28 protein-coding genes are annotated in these 23,438 nt (G+C 64.8%); 22 read left to right on the top strand and 6 right to left on the bottom strand.

Features of this window, described 5'->3' with window-relative positions; translation table 11 throughout:
• Positions 1–2 precede the first annotated feature (2 nt).
• From C0481_RS02575 to C0481_RS02565, 3 genes are all read left to right on the top strand, one after another.
• A complete protein-coding gene (locus C0481_RS02575) occupies positions 3–419 on the top strand; it encodes a helix-turn-helix transcriptional regulator (RefSeq protein WP_293400411.1) in 417 nt (138 codons plus the stop codon).
• A 169-nt stretch (positions 420–588) separates the two neighbouring features.
• On the top strand, positions 589–828 hold the full coding sequence (locus C0481_RS02570; RefSeq protein ID WP_293400409.1) for a hypothetical protein: 240 nt from the start codon (positions 589–591) through the stop codon (positions 826–828).
• A 566-nt stretch (positions 829–1,394) separates the two neighbouring features.
• Positions 1,395–1,658, top strand: a complete 264-nt coding sequence (locus tag C0481_RS02565) for a hypothetical protein (protein ID WP_293400407.1) — start codon at positions 1,395–1,397, stop codon at positions 1,656–1,658.
• A gap of 54 nt (positions 1,659–1,712) precedes the next feature.
• On the opposite strand, the gene C0481_RS02560 is transcribed toward C0481_RS02565, so the two are convergent.
• Entirely contained in the window at positions 1,713–1,865 is a 153-nt protein-coding gene (locus C0481_RS02560; RefSeq protein WP_293400559.1) for a hypothetical protein, read from the bottom strand.
• Positions 1,866–2,006: 141 nt separating this feature from the next.
• On the opposite strand from C0481_RS02560, the gene C0481_RS02555 reads away from it, so the two are divergent.
• The 5 genes from C0481_RS02555 to C0481_RS02535 all read left to right on the top strand — a co-directional run bounded on the left by C0481_RS02555 (position 2,007) and on the right by C0481_RS02535 (position 4,984).
• Positions 2,007–2,657: an acetamidase/formamidase family protein gene (locus C0481_RS02555; RefSeq protein ID WP_293400405.1), complete on the top strand. Its 651-nt coding sequence runs from the start codon at positions 2,007–2,009 to the stop codon at positions 2,655–2,657.
• A 365-nt stretch (positions 2,658–3,022) separates the two neighbouring features.
• A complete protein-coding gene (locus C0481_RS02550; RefSeq protein ID WP_293400403.1) occupies positions 3,023–3,487 on the top strand; it encodes a hypothetical protein in 465 nt (154 codons plus the stop codon).
• A gap of 199 nt (positions 3,488–3,686) precedes the next feature.
• On the top strand, positions 3,687–4,175 hold the full coding sequence (locus C0481_RS02545) for a hypothetical protein (RefSeq protein WP_293400401.1): 489 nt from the start codon (positions 3,687–3,689) through the stop codon (positions 4,173–4,175).
• A gap of 373 nt (positions 4,176–4,548) precedes the next feature.
• Positions 4,549–4,737 (top strand): hypothetical protein, encoded by a 189-nt coding sequence (locus C0481_RS02540; RefSeq protein WP_293400399.1) that lies wholly within the window; start codon positions 4,549–4,551, stop codon positions 4,735–4,737.
• A 1-nt stretch (position 4,738) separates the two neighbouring features.
• Positions 4,739–4,984 (top strand): hypothetical protein, encoded by a 246-nt coding sequence (locus tag C0481_RS02535; protein ID WP_293400397.1) that lies wholly within the window; start codon positions 4,739–4,741, stop codon positions 4,982–4,984.
• A gap of 27 nt (positions 4,985–5,011) precedes the next feature.
• On the opposite strand, the gene C0481_RS02530 is transcribed toward C0481_RS02535, so the two are convergent.
• Positions 5,012–5,242 (bottom strand): hypothetical protein, encoded by a 231-nt coding sequence (locus tag C0481_RS02530; protein ID WP_293400395.1) that lies wholly within the window; start codon positions 5,240–5,242, stop codon positions 5,012–5,014.
• Here C0481_RS02530 and C0481_RS02525 point away from each other — a divergent pair.
• The 6 genes from C0481_RS02525 (at position 5,241) to C0481_RS02500 (ending at position 9,479) form a co-directional block, all read left to right on the top strand.
• The gene (locus C0481_RS02525) at positions 5,241–5,729 is read left to right on the top strand and encodes a hypothetical protein (RefSeq protein WP_293400393.1); all 489 of its coding nucleotides are present in this window, start codon (positions 5,241–5,243) and stop codon (positions 5,727–5,729) included. The two genes, C0481_RS02530 and C0481_RS02525, sit on opposite strands and share 2 nt — an antisense overlap.
• Positions 5,730–6,034: 305 nt before the next feature.
• Entirely contained in the window at positions 6,035–6,331 is a 297-nt protein-coding gene (locus tag C0481_RS02520) for a hypothetical protein (RefSeq protein WP_293400391.1), read from the top strand.
• Between the two features lie 598 nt (positions 6,332–6,929).
• Positions 6,930–7,121 carry a hypothetical protein gene (locus tag C0481_RS02515; RefSeq protein ID WP_293400389.1) on the top strand — a complete coding sequence of 64 codons (192 nt, stop codon included), beginning with the start codon at positions 6,930–6,932 and terminating at the stop codon, positions 7,119–7,121.
• Positions 7,121–7,465 carry a hypothetical protein gene (locus C0481_RS02510; RefSeq protein ID WP_293400387.1) on the top strand — a complete coding sequence of 115 codons (345 nt, stop codon included), beginning with the start codon at positions 7,121–7,123 and terminating at the stop codon, positions 7,463–7,465. The genes C0481_RS02515 and C0481_RS02510 overlap by 1 nt, the downstream gene beginning before the upstream one ends.
• Positions 7,466–7,797: 332 nt before the next feature.
• A complete protein-coding gene (locus C0481_RS02505; RefSeq protein WP_293400385.1) occupies positions 7,798–8,538 on the top strand; it encodes a PEPxxWA-CTERM sorting domain-containing protein in 741 nt (246 codons plus the stop codon).
• A gap of 731 nt (positions 8,539–9,269) precedes the next feature.
• The gene (locus C0481_RS02500; RefSeq protein WP_293400383.1) at positions 9,270–9,479 is read left to right on the top strand and encodes a hypothetical protein; all 210 of its coding nucleotides are present in this window, start codon (positions 9,270–9,272) and stop codon (positions 9,477–9,479) included.
• 363 nt (positions 9,480–9,842) lie between these two features.
• On the opposite strand, the gene C0481_RS02495 is transcribed toward C0481_RS02500, so the two are convergent.
• Positions 9,843–10,277: a hypothetical protein gene (locus tag C0481_RS02495; protein WP_293400381.1), complete on the bottom strand. Its 435-nt coding sequence runs from the start codon at positions 10,275–10,277 to the stop codon at positions 9,843–9,845.
• A gap of 613 nt (positions 10,278–10,890) precedes the next feature.
• On the opposite strand from C0481_RS02495, the gene C0481_RS02490 reads away from it, so the two are divergent.
• The 3 genes from C0481_RS02490 to C0481_RS02480 all read left to right on the top strand — a co-directional run bounded on the left by C0481_RS02490 (position 10,891) and on the right by C0481_RS02480 (position 13,089).
• Positions 10,891–11,301 carry a hypothetical protein gene (locus C0481_RS02490; protein WP_293400379.1) on the top strand — a complete coding sequence of 137 codons (411 nt, stop codon included), beginning with the start codon at positions 10,891–10,893 and terminating at the stop codon, positions 11,299–11,301.
• Positions 11,302–11,697: 396 nt separating this feature from the next.
• Entirely contained in the window at positions 11,698–12,621 is a 924-nt protein-coding gene (locus C0481_RS02485) for a hypothetical protein (RefSeq protein ID WP_293400377.1), read from the top strand.
• Between the two features lie 141 nt (positions 12,622–12,762).
• Complete coding sequence (locus C0481_RS02480; RefSeq protein ID WP_293400375.1) at positions 12,763–13,089, top strand: hypothetical protein; 327 nt, start codon at positions 12,763–12,765, stop codon at positions 13,087–13,089.
• A gap of 61 nt (positions 13,090–13,150) precedes the next feature.
• Here C0481_RS02480 and C0481_RS02475 read toward each other — a convergent pair whose 3' ends face one another.
• Together C0481_RS02475 and C0481_RS02470 are read right to left on the bottom strand one after the other, a co-directional pair.
• Complete coding sequence (locus C0481_RS02475) at positions 13,151–13,513, bottom strand: helix-turn-helix transcriptional regulator (RefSeq protein ID WP_293400373.1); 363 nt, start codon at positions 13,511–13,513, stop codon at positions 13,151–13,153.
• Between the two features lie 155 nt (positions 13,514–13,668).
• Positions 13,669–16,293 carry a hypothetical protein gene (locus tag C0481_RS02470; protein ID WP_293400371.1) on the bottom strand — a complete coding sequence of 875 codons (2,625 nt, stop codon included), beginning with the start codon at positions 16,291–16,293 and terminating at the stop codon, positions 13,669–13,671.
• A 785-nt stretch (positions 16,294–17,078) separates the two neighbouring features.
• On the opposite strand from C0481_RS02470, the gene C0481_RS02465 reads away from it, so the two are divergent.
• Both C0481_RS02465 and C0481_RS02460 read left to right on the top strand, forming a co-directional pair.
• Positions 17,079–19,076 (top strand): right-handed parallel beta-helix repeat-containing protein, encoded by a 1,998-nt coding sequence (locus tag C0481_RS02465; protein ID WP_293400369.1) that lies wholly within the window; start codon positions 17,079–17,081, stop codon positions 19,074–19,076.
• 61 nt (positions 19,077–19,137) lie between these two features.
• Positions 19,138–19,788, top strand: coding sequence for a hypothetical protein (locus C0481_RS02460; RefSeq protein WP_293400367.1), 651 nt, complete (start codon positions 19,138–19,140; stop codon positions 19,786–19,788).
• Between the two features lie 890 nt (positions 19,789–20,678).
• Here the strand turns inward: C0481_RS02460 and C0481_RS02455 are convergent.
• Complete coding sequence (locus C0481_RS02455; protein ID WP_293400365.1) at positions 20,679–20,954, bottom strand: hypothetical protein; 276 nt, start codon at positions 20,952–20,954, stop codon at positions 20,679–20,681.
• A 492-nt stretch (positions 20,955–21,446) separates the two neighbouring features.
• Here C0481_RS02455 and C0481_RS21850 point away from each other — a divergent pair, with 492 nt between their 5' ends.
• From C0481_RS21850 to C0481_RS02445, 3 genes are all read left to right on the top strand, one after another.
• Positions 21,447–21,617, top strand: coding sequence for a helix-turn-helix domain-containing protein (locus C0481_RS21850; RefSeq protein ID WP_363223092.1), 171 nt, complete (start codon positions 21,447–21,449; stop codon positions 21,615–21,617).
• Positions 21,618–21,855: 238 nt separating this feature from the next.
• Complete coding sequence (locus C0481_RS02450; protein WP_293400363.1) at positions 21,856–22,629, top strand: ABC transporter permease; 774 nt, start codon at positions 21,856–21,858, stop codon at positions 22,627–22,629.
• Complete coding sequence (locus C0481_RS02445; protein ID WP_293400361.1) at positions 22,626–23,384, top strand: ABC transporter ATP-binding protein; 759 nt, start codon at positions 22,626–22,628, stop codon at positions 23,382–23,384. The genes C0481_RS02450 and C0481_RS02445 overlap by 4 nt, the downstream gene beginning before the upstream one ends.
• Positions 23,385–23,438 lie beyond the last annotated feature (54 nt).

Genomic DNA, 23,438 nt, shown 5'->3' with positions numbered 1-23,438 from the left:
CCATGGCCTATGACGTCCCGGCCGATTTCGCGCCCGATCCGATCGACATTCATGTCGGCGCCGAGATCCGCTCGCGCCGGAAGCTCGCCAACATGTCCCAAGAGGCCCTGGCCGGGCGTCTCGGTATCACCTTCCAGCAGGTCCAAAAGTACGAGCGCGCCTCCAATCGCGTGTCGGCCTCGATGCTGGCGCGCTGCGCCGCAGCGCTCGGATGCCGGCCCGGCGACTTCTTCCCCGCCGATCATCAAAAGCCGGTCGAGAACCCGAGCATCGCCATGGCCATGGCCATCGTCAGTCAGCACAAAGGCTCCGAACTGTTGACCGATTTGGCCCGGATCGCTCAGACCAATCCGCCCGCCTTCGCCAGTCTGGTCAGCCTCGCCCGCGTCATCGCTGCGGACGTGCGGAACGCCGGATGACCGGCGCCCACGACATCCGCCCCGAGTTCCGCCGTCATCGGCGACGCCGTCGTACTGCGACTGGACCTCTCGGGGCGGCGACCGCGAGGACAAATTGGCCGCCTGCGACTGCGCCCATGGCCGACAACGAAATCGATTTGGGCGCCGCCGCTCCTGCACCGTTCACCCTATGAACAGCCTCCCCCTCGTCGCTGCAGCGCTCTGCAGCATCATTTCGGCCTCCTTTTGGCTCTGGGCCGCCCTGACCCCAATTCCCGCTCTCAACATCGGCGGCTACGACAATGACGGGGCTGGCGCCGCAGCCATGTATCGGGCCCTGCAGAAGCAGGCCCGGCTGAACGCCGTCGCCGCCCTCTTCGCCTGCGCTGCGGCCCTCATGGCCGCACTGGCGCTGCCCCTCGCATCATGACCACCATCCAAAAGGCCCGCCCCTTTCAGGAGGCGGGCCACGGCTAGCCGGCAGGTGTTTGGTGAGGGGCCGGAGCGCCGCCAATGAAGCGTAGACAACCGCCCCAGGGTGCGTCCACCAATCAGGCCGAGCGGACGTCACCTATCTGGCGGCGGGGCAGCTGAAGGAGCGTCGGGTCTGCTTCTCGTAGCGTCCAGTGCGTGCGCGTTCTACGTCGGCTCTCGCCGATCTGACACTGAGACCCAGGCGCGCGCGTCAGCGCCGGCGGCGGAAGCCGTGGTCCTGGCCGCAGCCCCGCCGGGGGCGGCCCCGCGTGAGGCGGTCAGCGACCCGCCGGCGGGGCGTCTGACGAGCATCTTCAAAGCGGACATGTTCGGAGCGGATATCGGTTATCTAGAAGAGACCACCGGGCCCGCGCGCAATGTCTACGGCGACGAGCGCGTCTACGTGGTCGACGGGTGCGACGTGTCGATCACCTTCCATGATAGCGCTATCGAGCGCCTCGATTTGACTGAACTGTCGCCGAAATGCACCTTCTCGCTCGCCGAATTTGGTCTCAAGGGGGCATGGCGCACGAAGCGACGTTCGGAACCGACTGCATCTTCTCCTGCGGGAACGCTGTGGACCCCAGCGTCTACGGCCAGTTCGAAACGCCGCACGTCAGCAACTTCCTCGTGTTCTATCCGAGCGTGATGCTGATCTCCGGCCCAGCGCTAAAGGCCGCTGACCGTTGGATGATGGACGCCGAGGGCGAAGACTACCTGCTCGATACGACGTTCAATCGCGACCGGAAGTCGAACCGCTGGCGCGTCAAGTATTCGGGCCGGTGAGGATCACGGGCTTCGGGGTGGCGCGTTCCGCCCCAAGCCTTGGCTGCTAGAGCGCTAGGACGCCCGCCGGCACCGTCGCGGCGGTTGCCCGCCGACGCGGCCAGCAGCGGCCGCGAGATCGCGATCCTTTGAGAGCGCCCGATTTACCGGGGCGACAGATTTGCCGCCAATCCTGGCTATCTCCCGACGCCTTTCCGGGGACAGCAGTTCGAATCCACGCGGCTTGCCGCTGGTCGTTCCGGACGCCGAACCTCTTTTGGCTTCCTTTCTCCCGGCTGCGGTCGGCGCGAGGCCTTCACCGCCCAATCCCTGCCCGTAGGATCGCGCTAAGCCGAGGGCGACAAGTGAGTGGAAGTCGCAGCGCCGATCCGGGCGATCTTCGCGGGCGACCTCGGATTTCACGGCGGCAACCTCGACTACAACCGGCTGACAGCGGGCGTGACCCTCTACCTGCCGATCTTTCAACAAGGAGCACTGCTCTCCTTAGGCGATGGTCACGCGCTGCAGGGCGACGGCGAAATTAGCGGCCAGGGCCTGGAGACCTCGCTTGAGGTCGAGATCAAGGGCAAGTCGCTCGGCTACATCTGGGCTGAGGGCGACGTCGAGGTGATGGTTTCCGGGATCGACAACACCCTGGATTCGTCATTGCAGATGGCGACCAGCGGAATGTCGCTGTGGCTGAAGGATCGATATGGACTCAATGACTCAGAGATCGCGGCCCTGCTGAGCAGCTCAACTGAGTATGATATTGCGGAAGTCGTCGATCCTCGGCCCCACGTTGTCGCCAGGATCGCGAAACGGACGCTGGCGATGATCAAGCCGCACCCTTGGGCCGCGGCCCCTCGGTCGACGTCCGCCATCAGGGGAGTACGGACGTATGGCGCATTCGCCCTACGTCACGGCTCCAGTCCGATAGCTGCATACTTCGGAGAGCTTAGCGCCCGCCTCGATGAGCTGACGCTGCATGCTGGCGCAAGCGGGGGCGCGCAAGTCACATAGGAACACTCGCGGCTCGTTGGCCGCATACTGGAAGCTCGAGAAACCCTCCAGTATGAGTTCACCGTAGAATACATAGAGCGCATCTACGGTTTGGGCGACCCTCACGTCTTTGCACTGCGAAGCGCGCAGCACGGTCTTGGACTTCCCAGTGCTGCCTGCGGTCTGGACCAGCAGTTGAAATGGTCGGTCGGCGTAGGCTCCGTCGTCAAACGTCTGGAGCAAAACTCGATAGGGCGCCCCGTTATCGCTGGGAAGCGCCACAACAGCAGGCTCCGGCCCGGAACACGCCACGATCGGCAAGGAGATAAGCGAGGCGGCCATGCGAATGTCCATCGGCGCTTTGTGCCACAATTCCTCAGTCAGCCATGGGGTGGAATACCGAACCACTTGGCGACTATCGTCTCGGGATGATTGGTTCAGCCGACGAGTTCAGCCGCTTAAGGCGAAGCAGCGACCCGGATGAGTACGGGCGCGCTGCGCGCGAAGAGGCGGCTGAAGAGGTCTGGCTTGAGGTCATCTCGCGCTACCCGGACATGCGTGAATGGGTCGCCCACAACAAAACGGTTCCCCTTGAGATCCTGGCCCTGCTGGCTCGCGATCTAGATCAGCGAGTGCGCCAGGCGGTCGCGATGAAGCGCAAGCTCAGTCGCCAGCTATTTGAGCAACTTGCCTTGGACTCCGACGCCACCGTCCGCAGTACGATTGCGGGCAATCCCAATGTGCCGCGCGATGTCCTTGAAGCGCTCGCGGCGGACATGGACGTATTCGTGGCCGAAACAGCCCATGCAATCTGCGAGCGCAACGCCATAACGGTCGCGCCGCACAGCTAGCTTGGGCAGCGCTCCGGCCCTGTCCGATGTCCGGCAACGGGCCGCCTTGGGGCGCAGACCTACTCGCCGACAGCGGACGCCGAGGAGATCGGCCAAGAAACGGGCGCAGCCGCTCGGCAGCTAAGGGTGGCAAGGAGACATTCACTCGCTTGTCGATACTGGGTGCACTGCGATCTTGAAGCGAGCGGAAGAAGTTGCGGTGAGTACGATGGAGATATTGAGTTCGCGCCTGAAGTCCGCCTTCTATCTTGCAGGTAGCCTCGTATTCGTCGCCATTGGGCTGTTTCTACCGAGGGATGACGATCCAGGATCTTGGAAGCTCAATGTCGGCGTTGTTTTCTTCGGCTTATGTTCGACCATTTTCACCTGGCTATTGATCCGACCCCAGCGACTTTCGCTCGACGAAGAAGGCTTTACACTTTCTGGCGGGCTAGTGCGGACGCCGAAGAAAGTGCGGTGGAAGGACGTCGACGAGTTTTTTGTCTATCGGCTCCCAAGGGGCGGCAAGTTAATCGGCTACAATTATCGACCGAACTCTGGTGAGGCTTCGCCGATGACAAAATTCAATCGGCAGTTCGGTGCGGATGCCGCGCTGCCGAAGGGCTGGGCGACACCGCCGGAGACCATGGCGAACAAACTCAACACTTACCGGCGGCAGGCTTTGGAGAGCAAAGAGTCGCGTTCTTGATGCCCGCAATGGGTCGATTTCGGTCGCGAACCTAGTCGCCGACAGCGGACATCGAGCAGATCGTCCACAGCCGCCGCGCAGTGGCAAAGGGGAAGAAACCGCCCCCATGCGCAGACACGGAGGCGGCTTCCTGAAGCTGCCCATCCGTGCGGAGAGTGCGCGACGGGCGGGCTCCAAACGGACCGCGCGCGCGGAGGTTCCCCGGCCGGCGCACGCCTGACCTGGCTCCGCTCCCGATTTAGGGCCGGTCCCCATGCAATTTGGCGGCGGGTTGACGCCCGAGCGCCGAGGCCTTCACCTGCGCCACATGACCGAGTACGAAATACGCCTCGCAAGTATGAACCGCCTCGTATTCGTCGTCTTGGCGACGTGCATGTCGATCATGGCCCTGGTCGTCGCGCCCGTTGCGGGGGCGCAGCTGCTAGCGCCATCGCCTAACCTGTCCTTCGCTGCGCTCGTGTCCGGCATTGCGGCCATCTTCGCCTTCGTCTCAACGTGGGCGAGCAGGATCGCCGGGCGGCTGGGGGCCGATTTACGGGCCATCGAGGCTTCGAGGCGCTGAGATGCAGCCGGGGCCGCCAGCTCAGCCAGCGGCGCTCGCCCGGCGGCTCGCGTCAGGATCATGGCGTCGACGGGCGCTGAAGGCGATCCTCAAGGGACTGGTCCTTGTCGTCAGCGCAGGACTGATGGCCCTCGCGGCCTGCGTCGCGTGGTACGGCTATGCGATGGGCTTCAACCCGATCATCGTATTGGGGCCGGCATTGGCTCTCGCCGCACTTCTCGTCCTGCTCTGGATGGTCGTCCGTTGATCGCTTGAGCGGTCGGCCGTTCGTGCTTCAGACCGCCGGCGCCGTCTCAAATGTCTTGCCGCCGCACGTCGGGCACGGCTCGCGCACGAACCTCGCCACGTCTCCGATCGCCGTACGCGGGCCGTCCAGGCCGAGCGCCTCAAGGCGGAGGATGACGGCGGTCAGGGAAAGGTCGCGATGGCCCATGCATCCCAGGCAGGTCAGCCGCACGCCATGGCAGCGCTCATGATCAAGATAGTGGGCAAGGTGGACGGACATGATTGCAGCTCTTGCGTTCAGTGCGCCGACGGTCGCGCGGTCTGCCCGCAACGCCCGGAGGTTCGCGATCTCCTCGCGCGGGACCATCTTGACTCGACAGAGTTTCGTCGCCGCGCCGCTGCAGTCGGCTCTCGCCCTCGGACTTGTCAAGATCGGTCGCGCGGGGCAACTGATTGTTGAGCTCAGTAACCAAGTTCCGCCTTGTCCGGAGAAAGGAAGGCTGATGGAGACGCTTGCGGGCAGTGGTCAAATCGAGCTGGAGGACGGCTCGACTTTCGAAGTCACCTACAACATCGAAATGTGGCTGCGCGACGGGCGAGCTGGCGCCGACGGCCGGATCAACGGCGACTTCTTCGATCTCCAGCGCGCTTGGCAGGAGTCGGTATCGACGCTTGTCCTCGAAGACGGTCGCCGAGCGCCCGTCGTGCTTCGAGACGTGAATATGGTGACTGGCGCGCGTGCGGCGCTGAACGCACACCCCGAATAGCGCCGGAGCCGGGGCGGCCGCATCGTCGCGGAGCGCTGTTCGTTGTCGGCCATAGTCTGCCTGCTGATTGATCCGATCCGCCGGTCTCTGCAGCGCATGGAGCGTGCCTTCAACGCCAGGGTATCCAACCGCCGGAAGTCGGCCTTGCTGCTCAGATGCACCCGGATTCGGATTGCGACCGCTCCCAGTGTATGGGGCGCGACCTATGCGGCGTCCAGACTGGCGCGAGGCCGGGGCGCCCCAACGCCACAACGCAGTTCACCGCTCTAGTGGAGAGAGTATCCGAGATGTTGATGATAGCAGCCTTGGCCAGCGCAGCGGTCGCCTCGGCGGCGCCGCCGGCCCAGGTGCTCACGCTTGGCGCGGGCGCATCGAGTTGCGCCTCGTGGCAGAGGAGCGCCGAATCCCAGGCGGCCGGGCTGCAATGGATCGCCGGCTACTGGTCGGGCCTCAACGCCATGGCGGAGGGCAAGGTCGGCCATAGTACTGATGTTGAAGGCCTGGTGATGGAGGTCGCCAACGTGTGCGCGACAGAACCGTCGCTGACGCTCTCTCATGCGGTGGCGCGAGTTTACATTCGGCTGCGCGAAGCGGGTCGATAAGCCTTCCTGCGAGACAGCCCGCCTGACGGTGCGAGCTGGGCCCCTGACCGGCTGTTCGACGCCGTATCTCCGGGGATTTGCCCGCGTCCAGCGGACGCGCCACCAGGGCCAGGAAGGGCAGGGGGCGGGGCGCGGCGGGGCCGGGCCGGCTCCCCCCGCGGGGCGCGCCGACTAGCTCACCTTGATGCGCCAGGCACGGAACTTGGCTGAGTTGCGCGCCTTGGCGGCTCAGCCGTTCGAGTTGTCCGCAAACCTCCCAGCGGAGGTCGAGAAGACATCGACGGGCTCGCTGTCAGCCAGACTCTCGCTCGTGTCGCCAAACTGGCTGGGTACCGAGTGGAAGACGATCCGGCAAGCAGGCGGTGCTGGACTCTTGCAGACTACTTCCTGGCGCGAGCCATGCGGGAAGACTGGGAGTCGGTTAGCTTCGGCGCCGGGCGGCCCATCCTCGACGCTGAAGCCGGGCTGCAAAAGTTCATACGGGAAGGGACCTCCGCAGGCTCTCACCGAGAGCTCGGCGTGCGTTGCCCCCTCCCGACTTCAGCTCTAGCCTCGGCCTATGCGGGGGCTTCCTAACCTCAACACTGCAATAGCCGTGATGGCGATCGGGACCTCTGCGGGTTTCGCCCAAACCGCACGGGCCGAGCCCTCACCGCGCGCTGAAATCAGCGATGACGGTCGGTCGGTCATCTATGATGGAGAGGTTGTGCGCCTGTCGCGCGACTATGAGGACTACCAGCAGGATCCGAGCAACATCGACCCAACCGAGATCGCCCATGTCGACGGCTGATGACGCGCGCGCAGTTACCCAGGCGGTTCGCCGATCGGGAGCAGGCGTTCTCCGCAGTACTGGGGTTGGCGTTTCCGGGCTACGGATCTGGATCTCTAAAAGCTTCAGGAGGCACCAGTCCGCGAGAATTGCGTGTGCTCGTTCTGGAGATTCCGAGAGCAGGGAAGAACCGCTATGTGGCCATCACTGACGGGGGCGTCGGCTGGTCCGTGATCGATGACTTCGTCGCCGACGAACAGCTAGGCCTGAGTGTCGCCGAACGCGCCGGCGACGTGATCATCTACAGCGATGGCATGAACCGCAAGTTGCTTGTTCATCAGGTCACTGACCACGCTGAGAATTGAGCCCGCGCCACGCCTCAACAAACCGTTCGCCGACAACTGCCGCTGCTCGCTCAGCAGTGTCAGGGGATGGGGTCGTCGCGGGCTGCGCTAGGCGCTCTGGTCGTGGGCCCTATGGGGTTGGCCGCCGGTGGGCTAGGCAGCTCCAGTATCGTGGTGACGTGCCTAGCTTGCGGCAACAGGTGGAAGCCTGGGCGCTAACAACGGAGGAAGCCAGCCCTCCCACGCGCTTGGGACCGCCCTGCAACCCAAGGGGATATCGCTCTACAGGAGATTGAGTTGGACGTGCGGCGGACGGCTGCACTAGCCTTCTGTCGAATCAGAAGGAATGACGCATGCGTTTGTGGAGCTCAGTGGCCACGCTGGCTATTGTCGCAGTAATCGGGGCTCAGCCTACGCACGCTGCGACCATCGATGTCGACAACCTGTTGGAAAAGACTCCTCACGGCGGGGGACTCGGCGGCTCGTCGCACTACTCAGCGCAATTCGGTTTGCAGCCGACACAGGGGTATCAAACCTGGACCGTCGGCCAATCTGGCCGGCTGGATCAGATCGACATCTTCGGCAGCGCCATTCGCTTGATGTCCATGGACGGCCAGGCATTTACGACCGACACGGACTTCCAGGTGACCCTGACGATCCTCAGCGGGGGGAACGAGTGGTATCCGGGGCAGATCGAGCTCGGTTCGCTGACAAGGGCCGCGTCCGAGCTGGGCGAAGGCGCGAACGTAACCTCGAGCTTCGATCTCCGGAGCCTTGGCATCATGGCTGCTCAGGGCGATCTGCTCACCTTCCGCATGTCCGTGGAATCCTGCCCGCAAGTGGCCTTCTGCCAGACCTCGTGGAGCAGCTGGCACACCATGTCTGACGGCAGCGACACGAACAACTATGCCGGAGGCAAGGCGTTCACCTTCATCCCCGCGGGAATGTATCACACGGACTACGATATGAACTTCCGGACATGGGTGTCGGGGGTTCCCGAGCCTTCCGCCTGGGCGATGATGATCCTCGGGTTCGGCGCTGCGGGTTCGGCCATCCGGTCCAGCCGCAAGCGGGCCCGGTCGGCCCTTGCCTAGCTGAACCAACGCCAGGGCGCCGTCTCGGCGTCGGCAGCTCAAGGCGATGGACGACAATCTCGCACCCGGCTGGATCGACATCTATGCTTGTCGTCGCGAGGCGCTCGCTTAGGGCGAACGCCCTACGGGCGAAAGGTAGACCGTGGGCCATGAGCGCGCGGTCGCCGAACCGTGCGGGGCCGCGTTTCCGGGCGCGAGGGAGAGGCGGGTTCGCCGAGGGCTGCCGCCAGCCGACAAGCTCCCAGCCTCCCAAACGCATTCCATCGCCGTCACCGGGGGCGGCCTCGATGCATCTGCTGTTTGCAGGGAAGACCGCCCCCGGCCCACGGACGCGAAGCGACCGCGCCGCGCTGAGACGCGCTGCCGGTGCGCCAGCGCGGCGAGAAGAAACGTTGGACGCAATCGAAACGTTCCCGAGATGGCCGCCGAGCCTGAGCGGCTGCGGCCGGCGGCCATTCCTGGGAGCACATCGGTTGCGGCAGGGCGCATTGGCCGACACGCAACCAACCAGGGGCCGCCGCAAAAAGCTGCGCATGCAGCGACCCGCTAGGCGAAACCGCACGGATCGGGAAAAGGCTCGCCGAGCGTTCCCAATCCGCCCCAGCGCGGCTGCCCATCTAGGCCTTTGTGGCTCTTGGCGCTCCACCGTCCCATCCATGCCCCATGGGTAGGCGAGCTGGGGCTCTTCCCTTTTCGTGGCTCTCTGGGCGGGCGGTGATAGGCTCCTGGCCATGACCCCACGTTTCGCCATCCGCAGGGACGACAAGGGCTGGTCGGTCTTCGACATATGGACCGGGCTTGTCGCTCAACTGGAAGACGGCCAGGCCGCGATGGGTCTACGCGTTCGGGAGGCGGACGAGCTGGCGGACGTGTTGTCTCGCGCCGCCCGCCTCGGACTCATCGAGACGACGATTGAGGACCTGCGGGACGATCCCGACTGACAAGGCGGGGAGGAGCGTGTTCCTCGCGTCATCCGCGATGCTGGCTGTTCGCAAGTTCCCAGCACCTTCCAGGCCTCGCAAGTTTGACCGTCAAAGCCGCGGCCCCCAAAGAGCAACGCCTCGACGCCCGGGCCTGGCCCCATTTCACCCACGACGCCCTGGTACTCGCGCTCCACCTCTGGATCGCCTGAAATCGGCGCGCTTTCCCATCGAGCTTGTTCGGCCGCCGGCCGGCGCGGCGCCACAGGCGGCGAGCGAGAGCGCACTCAGAGCGCCGATCACGGGCGCGGCAGCTCGCATGGAAGTCCTCCGACCGTTGCGGACCGAGACGTCGCCACCGCGCCGGCGGGCGAGGTTCGACGCCTATTGTGCGGCCAAGGCTTCCACCTTCGTAAAGAACACATTGTGCGCCCGACCCGATGAGCATGTCACATAGTAGGTGTCCTTCTTCGACACGCTCTTGTCCGCTACGGTGACGGTCCCACAGTCCTGGCTATCGAGGACGAGCTTCGCGCCATTCCAAAGGATGTCTACGTCTGCCTTGGAGAGGTTGTACTCTCCGGAGTTCGGGATTGCGTCCGGCGCGCTCCGCGGGTCGCGATACTGTTCTGGCCCAGCGTACTCCGCGGCCGGTGGCGGCTGCTTCTCAGAGAGGTCCGCGGTCTTGCTCCATCGCGGTGTGAAGCCATCGGCTGTCGTCCGCGTCCAGCCGGAGCGCTCCTCGTAGATCGTGAGCTTCTGACCGCGGTAGATGCGATTGACGACCTCGCCGCCTGGCGATGAATTCTCTGTCGTCACCGCGGCTGAAACCCAGCGAGTTCCGAGGCCTGCGCCTTCTCCCGCTCCGCAGCCGCCATTTCTTCAGCCGAACGACCAAACTTTCGGCTTGTCGCTGGCCTCCGTGGGCGGCGCGCTCGGTTGCTCCACATCGCCAGACGGGCTGCACCCGATGAGGGCGAAAGTTGCAGCTATAAGCTCACGGCGCATGGCTCTCCCCCGGGGCTCCTGCCAGAGACGAACGGTACAGCTTGTTAGGGCGCGCGCAAGGCGCCTCCCTCATGGGCTGGTCGAGCGACCCTGCTCAGCTCGCTGGCGGCCGATCTGGGCGACATCACCTAGCCGACCGGAAGTTGGAGCGACGCCGTTGAGCTCTACTGCAGCACCCAGGAATGTGGGCTTCGCTGGTGCGAGGCGCGGTCTCGCAACATCTTGAAGGCCCGCCAGGCCGAAGCCCGACGGGCGCGCATTCAAGGGATGCGGCCGACCAGAATTGGACTGCAGCGGCGACAGACTAGCAAATTTGTGGTGTCCGATGAAGATGGCGAGGCGCCGCCACCTCTGTCCAAAGGCGCCCCCGGCCTGGGCCCCGCTATCGACTCGGTGTCTCGATACGGCGCGCGCGGAGGATGACATGGTTGAGCTAACCGAGATTCAGGTGACTGGCCACGCGCGCGTCGGCAGCATGGACAATGGCCAGACCGTCTTCGTGGAAGTCCGAACGGCGAACTCGGGCATCGTGGCGCTCAAGACGCCAGCGCACGTCTGGACCAAGCTCCTGACGGCGTTTCGAACGGCGGGGGAAGCCGCCGCCAAGGTTCGCGCGGGCGCCAAGGCGCAAACTGACCCGTTCAGGATCGTCAGCGCCTTTCGGGTCACACAAACGGTTGCCGGACGAACTACGACTGGCGAGGTTTCGATCCACGTCGCGACACGCGAGGGGATACCGATCTCCATGGTCCTGTCGCCGCAACAGGCCAGCGCGCTTTCGGAGGCGCTCGCGATCGAGGCTCAGCGACCGACTGAACGTCCCCGCGGCCACTGATCAGGCGCGCCGCCAGGATCGAAATCAGCCGATCAAGGTCGCGCTCGCTCGGCGCGCCGGGCTTCGTAGGCAGTGTCCTGGGCGCCTCCGCCGACCGCTCGCTCCAAGACGCATTCGTGGGCGCTTCCCTTACCTGGGGTAGATGTGATCAATCTATGCATGTGGGCGCCTGAGGGCCCCTTGTACGAGGGCGCTGCTCAGGTCAGGGGGAGAGCGGCTGCGGAGACGGCCGCCTCTGCGTGAAGGAGCAGGCGGCTCAATGGGCCGAAGTGTCCAAGAGCGTAAGCGCGACAGTCCTTTGGGAGGGGTATGCGTAAGCGAAACGGCATGTTTGCAGCGAGCTGCCTTGCGGCTTTGGCGATGGCCTCAGGTTTCTCAGGTGCTCATGCCTCAACCTTGGAGCGGCGTATCAAGGCCGGAAGCGAGAAGGTCGCTCAAGGCGACTGCCGGGCCAGCCTGAAACACTGGGACGCCGCCCTGGGCGACGAGGCGTTTCCCAGCCTTCCAGAGTTCGGAAGGGCGGCGGTCTACCAAATCGCCGCCTCGTGCACCGGTTTGATCGGCCAGGAGGACCGCGCTTACCGTTACGCCCTCGACGGAACCAGCCAGTCCGCCGGCACCGACGCCCTATGGAGCACCCGGCTGACGTTCGAGCTGGCCGGCGCGCGCGCCGCCCAAGGCGTCGAGACGGTGGAAGCCATGGCGATGCGCAATCCCGATGCGCTGAACGCCACTCCGATCAGGCGCTTCTTGCAGCTCGAACGCCAGGCAAACTCAGATCCCGCGCTGCAGGCCCGCCTGCTCAAGGTGCTTGTCGCCGAGAGCTATCAGCCGCAGGACGTCTTTGGCTCGGCGGACATTTTCAAGCGCAAGTACGCCGTCATCCTGGCCGATGCGGGCGACCAGGCCGCGGCGCATGAGCTGGCGCGCCGGATCGAAACACCGACAGAGCTCCTCAAGATCAGCACCGACCCACGACTGCGCGCGACCCTGCCAGCCGCATTCGACGGCCGCGCCGAGACCGAGCGCAGCCTGGCCAAGGCCCGCGCCTATGCCGACGCTCATCCGGAGTCTCTCGCCGCCGTTGTCCGGACTGCGCAGCTCCAGCGCATGCTGGGCCGCCCCGAGGAGGCGCTTGCGACACTGCAAGCGGCGCGGCCGGACCAGCCAAGGCAAGTCGCCATCACCGATGAATACGTCAACTGGTGGTGGGATGGGGTAGCCAAGAGCTATCAGATACTCGGCCGCTATGATGACGCCGTGAAAGCCCTGCGCACAGGCGCCGCCACGGACGAATACGGCCTGCTGAACGTCAGCTAAAGGCTCAATCTCGGCTACGCCCAATGGCGTTTCAACCGGCCGGCCGAAGCGCTCGCCACGATTTCGTCCGTCGAGAAGAGACCCGGCGAGGTCTCCCCCTACGGTCAGATGGTGTTGCGTCTGGTCCGAGGATGCTCACGCATGGCGCTGGGGCAAGCGGCGGCGGCCAAGGCGGATCTGGAGTATGCGGCAGCGCACGAAGCTGATCACCAGGAAGCGCTGACGATCCTTCAGCTTTGCACGGGCGATCTGGACGGGGCGGCGACGACGATCATCCGCCGTCTGGACGATCCCGCGAATCGCGCAGACGCGCTGTTGCTGCTCAGCGACTTTGATCCGCATCGGCCCACCTATCCGGTCACCCCTGACGACCTCCGTCTCCCGGAGATCAAAGCTCGAGCGGACGTACAGGCGGCGATCGCACGGGCCGGCCTCGTTCAGCGATTTCGCCTTCAGGCGGCCCAGTGATGTTGGTCGCATGGCAAAGCCCCTCGGGGGCGAGGGTTACGAAGCGAGGCTCCGAGCGCCCTCAAACCTCGTCGAAAGGGGCCGCGGCAAGCCGCAGAATCTGCACCATGCGCTGCTGCTCGGAGCGGGAAAGCGGACTGAGGAGCGCCACCGCCTCGGCCACCTCTCGTGAGCCGACGGCGATCTCTTCGATCAGGTCGTCTTCATCGCCGGGCAGCAAGGCCAGCGGGCTGACCCGCAGTTTCGCGGCGAAGCGGCAGAGCATCGAAGCGCTGAGACGGTTAGCGCCGCGCTCGTACTTCTGGACCTGCTGAAAGGTAATGGACCCCGCCTCAGCCAGGTCAACCTGGGAGACGCCCTTCTTCAGGCGTAGCGAGCGCAGTCGGCGTCCGACCTCGATATCGATTGCATCAGGAACGTGCATCGTTTCACCCTCGGCCTGGGATCTAGCCCCGTCTATCAGGCGAAAAGGTTGCAATGCAGCCTACGGGCCCAGGCAATCGACCGCGGAAAGCCAGTCCGGAGGAGGAATCCCAGCGAACCCAGCAACAAGAGGGAGACCGCAGCGTCCCCCAGCCCCTATCGCGCGGCCCGTCCAATGTCGCACACCGCGCCGTCGGACAAGATCGCTTCTGCCCGTGGGCGGCTGGGACGGGCCGCAAGTCCGAGCGTCCATCCGCTCTTCGCGCTGCTGACTTCAGGAATTGCAGCCGACACGTCGGGCCGCTCTTGTCCGGTGTCGGCCACGCCCAGGGGCGTGCCGGCGTCGAACACGCGCACCAATCGAACAGGGGCCGCAGCTGAAACATCCCACGCCCAGCCGAAGGCCTGCCAGGCGCCGTCTTTCTGCTGAATGACCTGGTCGAAGGTTCCCAAGCAAACGCCGTTTCGCGCCTTCGGCGGTCCCGGCGGACGCTCGACGATGAAGACGTCCGGCCGCCATGCCAAGGTTAGACTAAGCACGCTGACCAGGGCGATCGACGCGGCGAGGACGCCCGCCCGGGCTGGTCCGGCGGAGGGCCTGAGTCCAGCCGAGAGACTTGCTCCCAGCAGCAAAGCCGTCACAGCGACGCCGGCGAGATCGATCGTCCTAGCGCTCGCGAGTGGCGCGAGGCCCCAAACGAGGCCTGTATAAATCGCCCCGGCCGCCGCAAGGACCAGGAGGAAGGCCCGACCAACGGGCCGGCCGGCCGCCACGACAATACCGGCCAGGGCCATGGCCAGGATAGCGTCGTAGCTGAACTGGTGAATGAAGAGCGGGAGAAAGGTCGCTGTGACGAACAGCACATAGCAACCCAGCGTCGCCAGGATCAGGCGCCCGCTCATCCGCCGGATCGAGGGTTGCCTGGCGAAGAACGCGCCGATGAGACCGACCGCGCCCAGCAGCAATAGCGGAGAGTTGCCGGCGCTCAGGGCGTAGAAATCCCAGAACCTGAGCTTGGCTGAGAGATCGCCAGCGGGCATCGACGGGGGCCGCTCCAACGGCAGCGGACCCGGCGGCGGGGCGGGGGTCAGCAGATAGCTCGCCACCTCCAGCTTCGCGCGGACCCACGAGATGACGTCCAGGCCGTCATAGCGTTCGGCCAACCGCTGCAGCAGCGGCGTCGGCTCGAGGACCAGATGACCCGTCAGAGCGTAGGCCAACAGTGGATCGTGGCTTGGCAGGACCAACGCCTTGAAGGCCGCCCACGTGGCGAGGAGAGCAAGCCCGACGGCGGCTCCGACCAACACCGCTTTCGGGGACTTCCAGAGCCGTCCAGCAAAGTAGACCAGCGCCACCGGCGTCAGGAAGAAGGCGGAGGCCGCATGGCTCAGCAGGGCAAGGCCGGCCAGCCCGCCAAACACGCTGGCCTCTCCCGTCGTCGTGATCGCGCGGCGCCGGAAGACATAGGCCGCCGCAGCCAGGCTGAAGGCCGCGCCGAATAACTTCGGCCAAGTGTAGCCGGTGTTGAACAGTGCGAACGGCGTGGCGGCCACGGCGACCACCGCGAGGGCGGCGATCCGCGGCCCCAGCGCGGCGGCGCGCTGAACCGCCCAGTAGAGCGCAGCGGCCCAAAGCGCGCTGGCCGCGACGCCGCCCACGCCGAGCGCGATGGGCTGGAGGTAGGGGCCGTCATTGTTGAGCTGCAGGATGCGCAGCAGGTCGGCTGAGAGCAGATAGGCTCCGGCCATCAACGGGGGCCGATCGCTAAGCGACCATCCCCCCATGAGCCCTTCCTGGGGCAACGCGCCAATGCGCGCGACCTCAGCTAGCAGCATCGGGAGGGTATGGTCTGAAGACCAGACGGCAGGCGAAAAGCGATAGGCCGGTTCCCAGGCCCCGGCGCCGACGCTGGCCAGGTGAAGGATGGAGACGACCAGAAGCCCGACAGCGAACCAGGCCATGACCGCGCCTCTCTGAGCGCGCCAAACGGATCGGGCGAGGACGGGCGCTCGCCGCCAGGCGAAGAGCGCGACGAGTGCAAAGAACGCCGGCGCGGCCAACCCCGATGGCGCCGGTATGGGCGTGCAGGCATAGACGTAGAAGGCCAGGAGCGAGGCGGCTCCGACGCCCAACAGGCCGCCAAGCACCGGGTCGAGGCCGCGGGTCGACAAGCGGGCGGCGAGTCCGCCCGCAAAAAACGGCCCTAAAAGTCCGGCGAACGCGACAAGAAAGAACCCCACATAGCCGAGATAGGACTGCTTCAAGTAGGCGATAGGCGACCGGCTGTAGGGCGGGGCGACGCCGATGTTGCGCATCGAGCCGCCGACCAATCGCAGGTAAATTTCGCCGTCGGCGCACCAGTTGCGATCAAGCCGTACGATGGTCTCGGTGACGGTCGTGTTGACCCCGCCTATGGCGACGGCCTTGACCCGGTCGGTGCTCGAGCAGCGCAGATAGAGATCGTTCAGATGCTCCGGGTCGTCGATGGAGCCTTGGTAGAGGACGCCCAGATAGCCCCCATGCGGCAACGGGCCGAACTCAAGCTTCAGCGGCCGGACCCCTCCCTCCGGCGTCCACGAGCGCAAGAGCTGATAGTTGAGAACAGCCGTTGGCGCCGTTCGATCTCGGTCCCTGACCTCGGAGAGGGAAATCGCGCCCGGCCGCCCAGTAAGAACCTTCAACTGGAGGCCCGGAATTGGTTCAGGAGCGGGTTCTGGCGCCAGCGCCACGATTACGCTCAGCAAAGCGAGCGCGCCGATTAACGCGCGTACCAGCCACATCTCGAATCGCCCCGCCGCCCTATACCCGTACGTCGTCGACATTAGGGCAGGCGGCGGATCGCCGGAACCGGCAGGCATGGTTGGCGGGGCGTTTTCCGCCCCCGATCACCGAAGCTCCCGCCATCGACTTCCCAGGCCCAGGGTATTCTCGTCGCGTTGCTTGTTGTGATCAACAACACGCTTACCGCGCGGGCCTTGCGCCGACAGCCGCTCCTTTAATTGTCCAGATCAAGGGGTTGGGTTCAGGCATTGCGACAACACGCGCCCGCCGAAAGCGGAATGGAACAGTCACTCCGGCTGCCAGGCGAGGCGGCCGGTAAGGATACCTGCTGCGGGGCGCTGTGGATATCCTGTCGATCGCCATCTTGTATTTCGATCAGCCTGCAAAAGACTCCCGTCCGCGCCGGTTCGACCTCAGCGACGCCGGATTTTGCTCGCGCAATGAATTGTGTTGAAAAGAAGGCAGGTTGATTTTGGCTCTGTGAGAGTACTTGGAGGGGCCCGCAGGCTCGATGCCCAGGCCGCGACCTCACCGACAAGGTATTCATCGTCTCAAGTGAGCGCGTTTGCCATCCGAGTCTAGTCCGAGTCTGGCTGGTTTGCATGAGCTTCCGTCCGGGGCGGCGTCATGACGCATGGTCCCCTCGGAATTATATTTTAGATTGGTTAACCACAGAGCTTAACCAAACGAAAGCTGGTCGCGACAGAACATATAGTTCGACCAAAGGCTTTCGCCTTTCCGAGACAGCCGGCGCCGGGGGCGGCACTATTGGCAGGAATTTACCGTGATACTGACTGCGAACAGCGTAGAAACTCTCAGCACTGCACTTAAGTCCGCCAAGGCGGGCGATACGATCCTGCTGGAAGCTGGGAACTATTCGAACCTCCAGATCCGGGGCATGGTGTTCGATAGCGCCGTGACGATCGCTTCGAAGGATCCCGACAAGCCGGCGACGCTGACCGGGTTGACGGTGAACGGCAGTCAGGGGCTGACGTTCAGCAACCTGCATATGGACTTCAGCTCGCCCTGGACCGTCTGGAACGCCCAGGTTGTCGACTCCAAGAACATCGTGCTGAACAACCTCGACTTCCACGGGTCGATGAACGGCAACCCGGCCGACGACCAGAACGCGCTGCTGATCCGCAACAGCACGGGCGTCAAGGTGACCGGCTCGGAGTTCCAAGAGTTCTCCCACGGCGTCAGCATGATGAACAGCAACGACGTGCGGATCGAGGGCAACAGCTTCCACGACCTGCGCTCGGACGGGGTGATGAGCGCCGGCACCTCAAAGGTACAAGTGATCGGCAATACCTTCACCGATTTCTACCCTGCGAACGGCGATCACCCGGACGCCATCCAATTCCTGACCCGCGGGACGACGGCCAAGGCGCACGACATCCTGGTCAGCGACAATCTGATCATGCGCGGCGACGGCGGTATCATCCAGGGCGTGTTCATCACCGATCAGATCGGGCTGGGCTACGACCGCGTGACCGTCAGCGACAACGTCATCGTCGGCGGAATGTACAATGGCATCATGGTGTCGAGGGCCAATGGTCTGGTCATCGATGGCAACATCGTGGCTGCATACGGCGATCAGAAGTCCTGGATCCGCGTGAGCGATACGACCAACGCGCAGCTCACGGACAATGAGGCGCAGTCCTACGTCCTTCAAGGCAACACCAACCTGACGCAAAAGGGCGATACGATCCTGCAGGCGCTGAGCGCCGATCAGATCGCCAACCTGACCAAATGGCTGGCCGCTCAAGGCATCGATCCGGGCAACCTCGGCGGCGGCGAGGCTCCGTCGGTGATCCCGGGCGGCGACAACAACCTGCCCGGCAAGGTCACCATGCAGCTCGAGGGCGGCGTGGACGATTACCAAGTTCACTATCTGGGCAGTGACGGCGTCGAGATCGTGAGCGCTTCGGAGCGCCACGAGGTCGCCAACGCCGGGATTCTTCGTTTCGCAGACGGTCAGATCAATCTGAACGGCGCCGGGAACCTCGTCGATCCCATCTACTACGCCCTGACCAATCGCGACGTCTTCGCCGCGGGCGTCAGCGCCGGGGACCACTATGCCAATTACGGCTGGCTGGAAGGGCGCGACCCCAACGCCTGGTTCTCCACCGACGGCTATCTCAAGGCCAATCCCTCGGTCGCCGCGAGCCACGTCAATCCCTTGCTCCACTATGAGCAAACCGGCTGGCGTGAAGGACGCGACCCCTCGGCCGCCTTCGACAACGAGTACTACCTGACCCAAAATCCGGACGTGGCGGCCTCTGGGATGAATCCGCTCGTGCACTACCTCCAGTACGGCCAAGCCGAGGGGCGGGAGATCTTCGGCGCGATCGGTAAGGAGCTCTTGGCCAACAGCTTCGACAGCGACGCCTACATCCTCGCCAACCCCGACGTGGCGACTGCAGGCGTGAACGCGTACACCCACTGGGCGACGCAAGGCTGGAAAGAAGGGCGCGATCCGAACGCGGCTTTCGACACCACCGGGTACCTCACCGTCTACAACGACGTCGGCGCGGGCGGCGGCAATCCGCTGGACCACTACGACGCCTATGGCTGGCGTGAAGGCCGCGATCCTTCAGCGACGTTCGACACGTCCAAGTATCTGGCCGCAAACCCCGACGTCGCCGCCGCCGGCGTCAATCCGCTCTGGCACTACCTGACCCACGGCGTGCTCGAAGGGCGGGCCTCCTACGCCTCGGACGACTTCGCTGGCGTCCAGATCTCGGGCGCCTCCAACTATCAAAACGAATTGATCGTCTGACCTAGAGGCGTTTGGCGGCGCGAGTTTCGTGGTCATAAGCGCATGAGTGTGCTTCTTTCGCGTGGACATGAAAGGCTCGGCGATCATTTGGCTCGCGCTTTTGGTGATGGGCCTGGCGGTCGTCGCTCCAGTCTTTGCGCATGTGCCGCCGCCCGTCACAAGCGCCGACTACGCGGCTTGGGTGCAGGGCCTGGGAACGGTTCTGGCCGTGTCGGTTGGGGTTTGGATCAGTCTCGCCCCGGCGCGGCGTCAGGCGCGGGATCGTGCCCAGGCTAAGCTCGACCTCACGCTCGATCTGATCGAGGCGCTGGATCGCGGGACGCCGGCCATCCGGCGCCTCGAAGCCAGCCTTGTCGGGGGACAGGTCAGCGCTGCGCGCGTGGCGCTGAAGGCCTTGGAGGCCAGCGGCCTCCAAGGCGATCTCGCCCAGTTGATCGAGGAACCTCGCGCCCATTGGCCGGACCAGTCGGCCCGCAGCCAGGCGCGCTTGCTCAGTCGCCTCCTGTTGACCCTGAGAGCCGATCAGCTGCTTCTCGATATCCCGAGCGCGGCGGCGCAGTCGGTTTGGATCAGGCAGGTGGAAGACCAACTGCAACTGATCCAAGGCGTCATTGTCGGCCTTTCCAGCGCAATTGGACGGCCCATCGACCCACCACGCTCGGGCGGCGCCCCCTCCCGGACAGGCCGCGGTTCACTCGCGTCGACGAAGTAAAGCTGAGCTTAGGTTGGGCCCGGGAAGTTCGAAGCTTTCGTGTCGCTCAGCGCCGCCTAACCAACCCTAATTCAAGCCGGGAAGGCTTCGGCCGCCAGGATGCGGAGATAGACTGCAATGTCCGCGGGCCAGCCCGCGACAAACGTTTCAAACCGACCGGCGTCACCCGCCGACGCTTGTCAATTTGCCCGGGTATAAATGACGGGTAGAGGGCCAGGCGCGCGCCCATCCAAGGCCAGGGCCCCAGGTGGGCCGAGCAGGTGCTAAGGGAGGAGAGGGCGGGGAGCGCCCGCCAGACCCGCGCGGGTTAGCGAGCCGACCAAGCCCCCCGCGCACGTAGGCGACGGAGCAACTCCCAGGTCGGGCCGGAAAATCATGCGGCGCCGACGTCTGACTGCGGAGCGAAAGACAGATCAAAGCATAGCACCGGAAGATCGCCTGCACAGTGGCCACCTCGTCGTCCCCGGGGCAGCGCGTCGGCCAACAATCGCTGCAGGCCGCGTCGGGCCCGCAGGGGGAGGCCGCTGAAAGGCTCCGTTACTCCAGCGAGCACGTATTGGAAGGCGAGCGTCATTGTCAGAGCCCAGACCGTTGGCTGGGTTTGGCAAGCGCCAGCCAGCATTCGATCCCGCGCCAGCAAACCGCTCGGCGGCCGACCTCGCCGACTCCCGCGCAAGGCGCAGGAAACTCGCTCCCTCTGCATGCGGCCTGCCCGACGCGAACGGTCAGGCCGCATGCGCCGAACCCACATGCAGCAGAGGGCGACATGAAATGAGGTTCGGCTTCCCGCCGGCGGGTCTAGCGGCGGAGCGTTGCCCTACACCGGGGCGACAGCCAGGTGAAGGGCGCAGCCGCATGGCGGCCCGAGATTGGCTGAGGCCGCCGCAGCGTCAGTATCGCACCTCCTTGCAGATCATTGTGCGGTAGCTGCGGCTGTAGTGGCAGTCATAGCCGCATTCAAAGACGCCGCTATCGGAGCCGCCGAGCCGGACCATCACGTCAAGGGCGGCGCGGCGGCAGGCCTCGAAGTCCTTCAATCCGCCGACATGGACGCCGCTCTCGACCTGGTCGGGATCTGGAAGCACATAGGCGGTCCAGTCCTTGGGACGCTGGTCGCAGGCGGCCACAGCGAGCAGCGTCGTGGCCAGGAAAAACTCGCGCCACATGCTTGGCCAACCTCGACGAACGCTTATTGAACTGGGCGCCGGATCAGCGCACGTCTGTGAACGGCGGATGGTGAACGCGCCCTCTTGAGGGGCGTGTGAACTAGGAGACTGTAGAGCCGGCTCGCTCGCGTTCGCCCCGGGATTTCATCACGTATCTCGAGCGGAGTTTGGCGCGCGCGCCAGCGCGCAGTTTCAAAAGCGAGGCCGGGCGCAACAGGATTGAAGCCAGGGCAAGACCAGCGCCAGCGAGGACGTGTGCACGGTCGTCCCACCCGTCCTGGCGGTCGATAACAGCGTCACCCACACCGGCGAGCAACAGGACAAACGATCCCGCCGCGGCGAGCGCCGACACTAAAATACGAGGCACGCCTTTTCCCCAACAGACCCGAAGTCCCCGAACGAAGGTTTGCCAGCGGAGGCGCCGTGTCAAGGCGGGTTGTGACGTCCGCCGCGGGGGCGGCTATGGGGAGCTCATGAGCGAAGCGCGTTCGAATCGGCTGCCGGCGCGTCGGACTAGCCAGGGCGCCGACGTCTGGCGCGCGCGCTGACGACGATGGAATTCGCGAGGGGGCGTTCGCCGCGGCGGTCGGGATCAGCCACGCGGCGGTCCGAAATTGGGAGACGGGACGGCGGCGCCCGAAGCTGCGGCTCGCGTCCTGTTGATGATGATCGATCTTGAACCTGACGCCGTGAGCCGAGCACTGGAGCAGAACAACGCTGACGAGCAGACCACCGCGAAAGGCGCATTGCCCGCGCCGCGGCCCCCAAAGACGGCCCGAACGCCTCAGCTTGCGCCCCAAAACGGAGACTGTTAGGCAACCCAGATCAGGTCGGAGCCCGAATGTACGCGTCACAACATATGGTCCGCACCGGTCGTCGGGGTTTGGCGCATGAATTCGCCATGTCCCTTGCGGACCTGACAGCTTCGCTCAAGTCGCTCGGCCTGGCCGGTTCGCTGGCATGGCACGACGTCGTCGCCCGCTATCGCGGCTCGGTTCTCGGGCCGTTCTGGATCACGCTCTCCATGGGGTTCATGGTGGGCGGCATCGGGTTCCTCTACGCGCATCTGTTCCAGGTGCCGGTCCAGGAGTTCGTGCCCTATGTCGCGTGCGGCATCGTCTTTTGGGGCATGATCGCTAATACGATCATCGATGGATGCGGCGCCTATACGGGCGCGGTCAGCATGCTCAATCAGACGGCCCTGCCGATGTTCGTCTTTGTCTGGCGCGCAGTGCTGCGAAACGTCATCAACCTCTCACACCACTTGATCATCATCGTTGCGGTGATGCTTATCTACGGACAATGGCGATCGGCGGACCTCCTTTCCGCAATGGGGGGATTTGCGCTCGTCATGTGCAATCTCAGCTGGATCACCCTGATCGTGGGTATCGCCTCGGCGCGGTTCCGCGACGTGCCCCAGATCATGATGTCGCTGACCCAGTTTGCGATGTTCATGACCCCGGTGTTCTGGAAGCCGGGGGGCAAGCTGCTGGACCACGCGCTTTTGGTCTTCAACCCCTTCTTTCACATGCTCGAAGCGATCCGCGCGCCCTTGCTCGGCGGGGATCCCCCACGCTTTGCGCATGTCGTCCTGGCGCTCATGGCCCTCGCGGGCTGGGCCGTCGCATTTGTCGTGTTCACCCTTACCCGCCGGCGGATCGTGCACTACCTATGAGCCATCGTCCCGACATCTCCGTCACAGTCAGCGACCTGACCTTGCGTTTCCCAGTCTACGGCGTCGACGCCAAGTCGCTGAAAAAGTACCTGGCCAAGATCACCGTCGGGGGGCAGTTGCGTTCGAACCTGACCGGTTCGACCATCGTCACCGCGCTGAACAAGGTCAACTTCGCGCTCGGCCCCGGCGACCGCCTCGGCTTGATCGGGCACAACGGGTCTGGGAAGACCAGCCTGCTGCGCGCGCTCTCGGGGGCCTACGAGCCTGACGAAGGCACCATCGATGTGCATGGGCGTATCTCGGCCCTGCTTGACCTCAGCTTAGGGATCGATCCCTCGGCGACGGGCCTGGACAACATCCGACTTCGCGGCCGTATCGCTGGCCTCTCGGCCCGGCAGATTGAGAGCCGGATGGAGGAAATAGTCGCGTTCAGCGGACTTGGGGCCTACATCGCCATGCCGCTGAAAACCTATTCCGCCGGCATGCAGGCTAGGCTCGCCTTCGCCGTGGCGACTTCTGTCGAGGCCGACGTCCTGCTGATGGACGAATGGGTGGCGGTCGGAGACGGCGACTTCCGGGCCCTGGCCGAGCAGCGCTTGAACGAGCTGGTGGAGCGCGCCGGGATCCTCGTGCTCGCGTCCCACGACCTGGCGCTCATCGAACGCTACTGCAACAAGGTCATCCGCATCGAGTCGGGGCGAGCCTCCGCCGTGACCCCGATCGGCGAGCTTGGTGGGCTATTGGCCGCCGCCTAGCGACTTCGTCGGGCCTAGGGCGCTCCCCCGGGACCGATGTCTGGCGAAGCGCGG

The organism is Phenylobacterium sp. (genome assembly GCF_013822795.1).
In the GTDB taxonomy this organism is placed as follows: domain Bacteria; phylum Pseudomonadota; class Alphaproteobacteria; order Caulobacterales; family Caulobacteraceae; genus Phenylobacterium.
The sequence above is the reverse complement of the archived record's forward strand: the minus strand, read 5'-3'. Positions and strand labels throughout refer to the sequence as shown.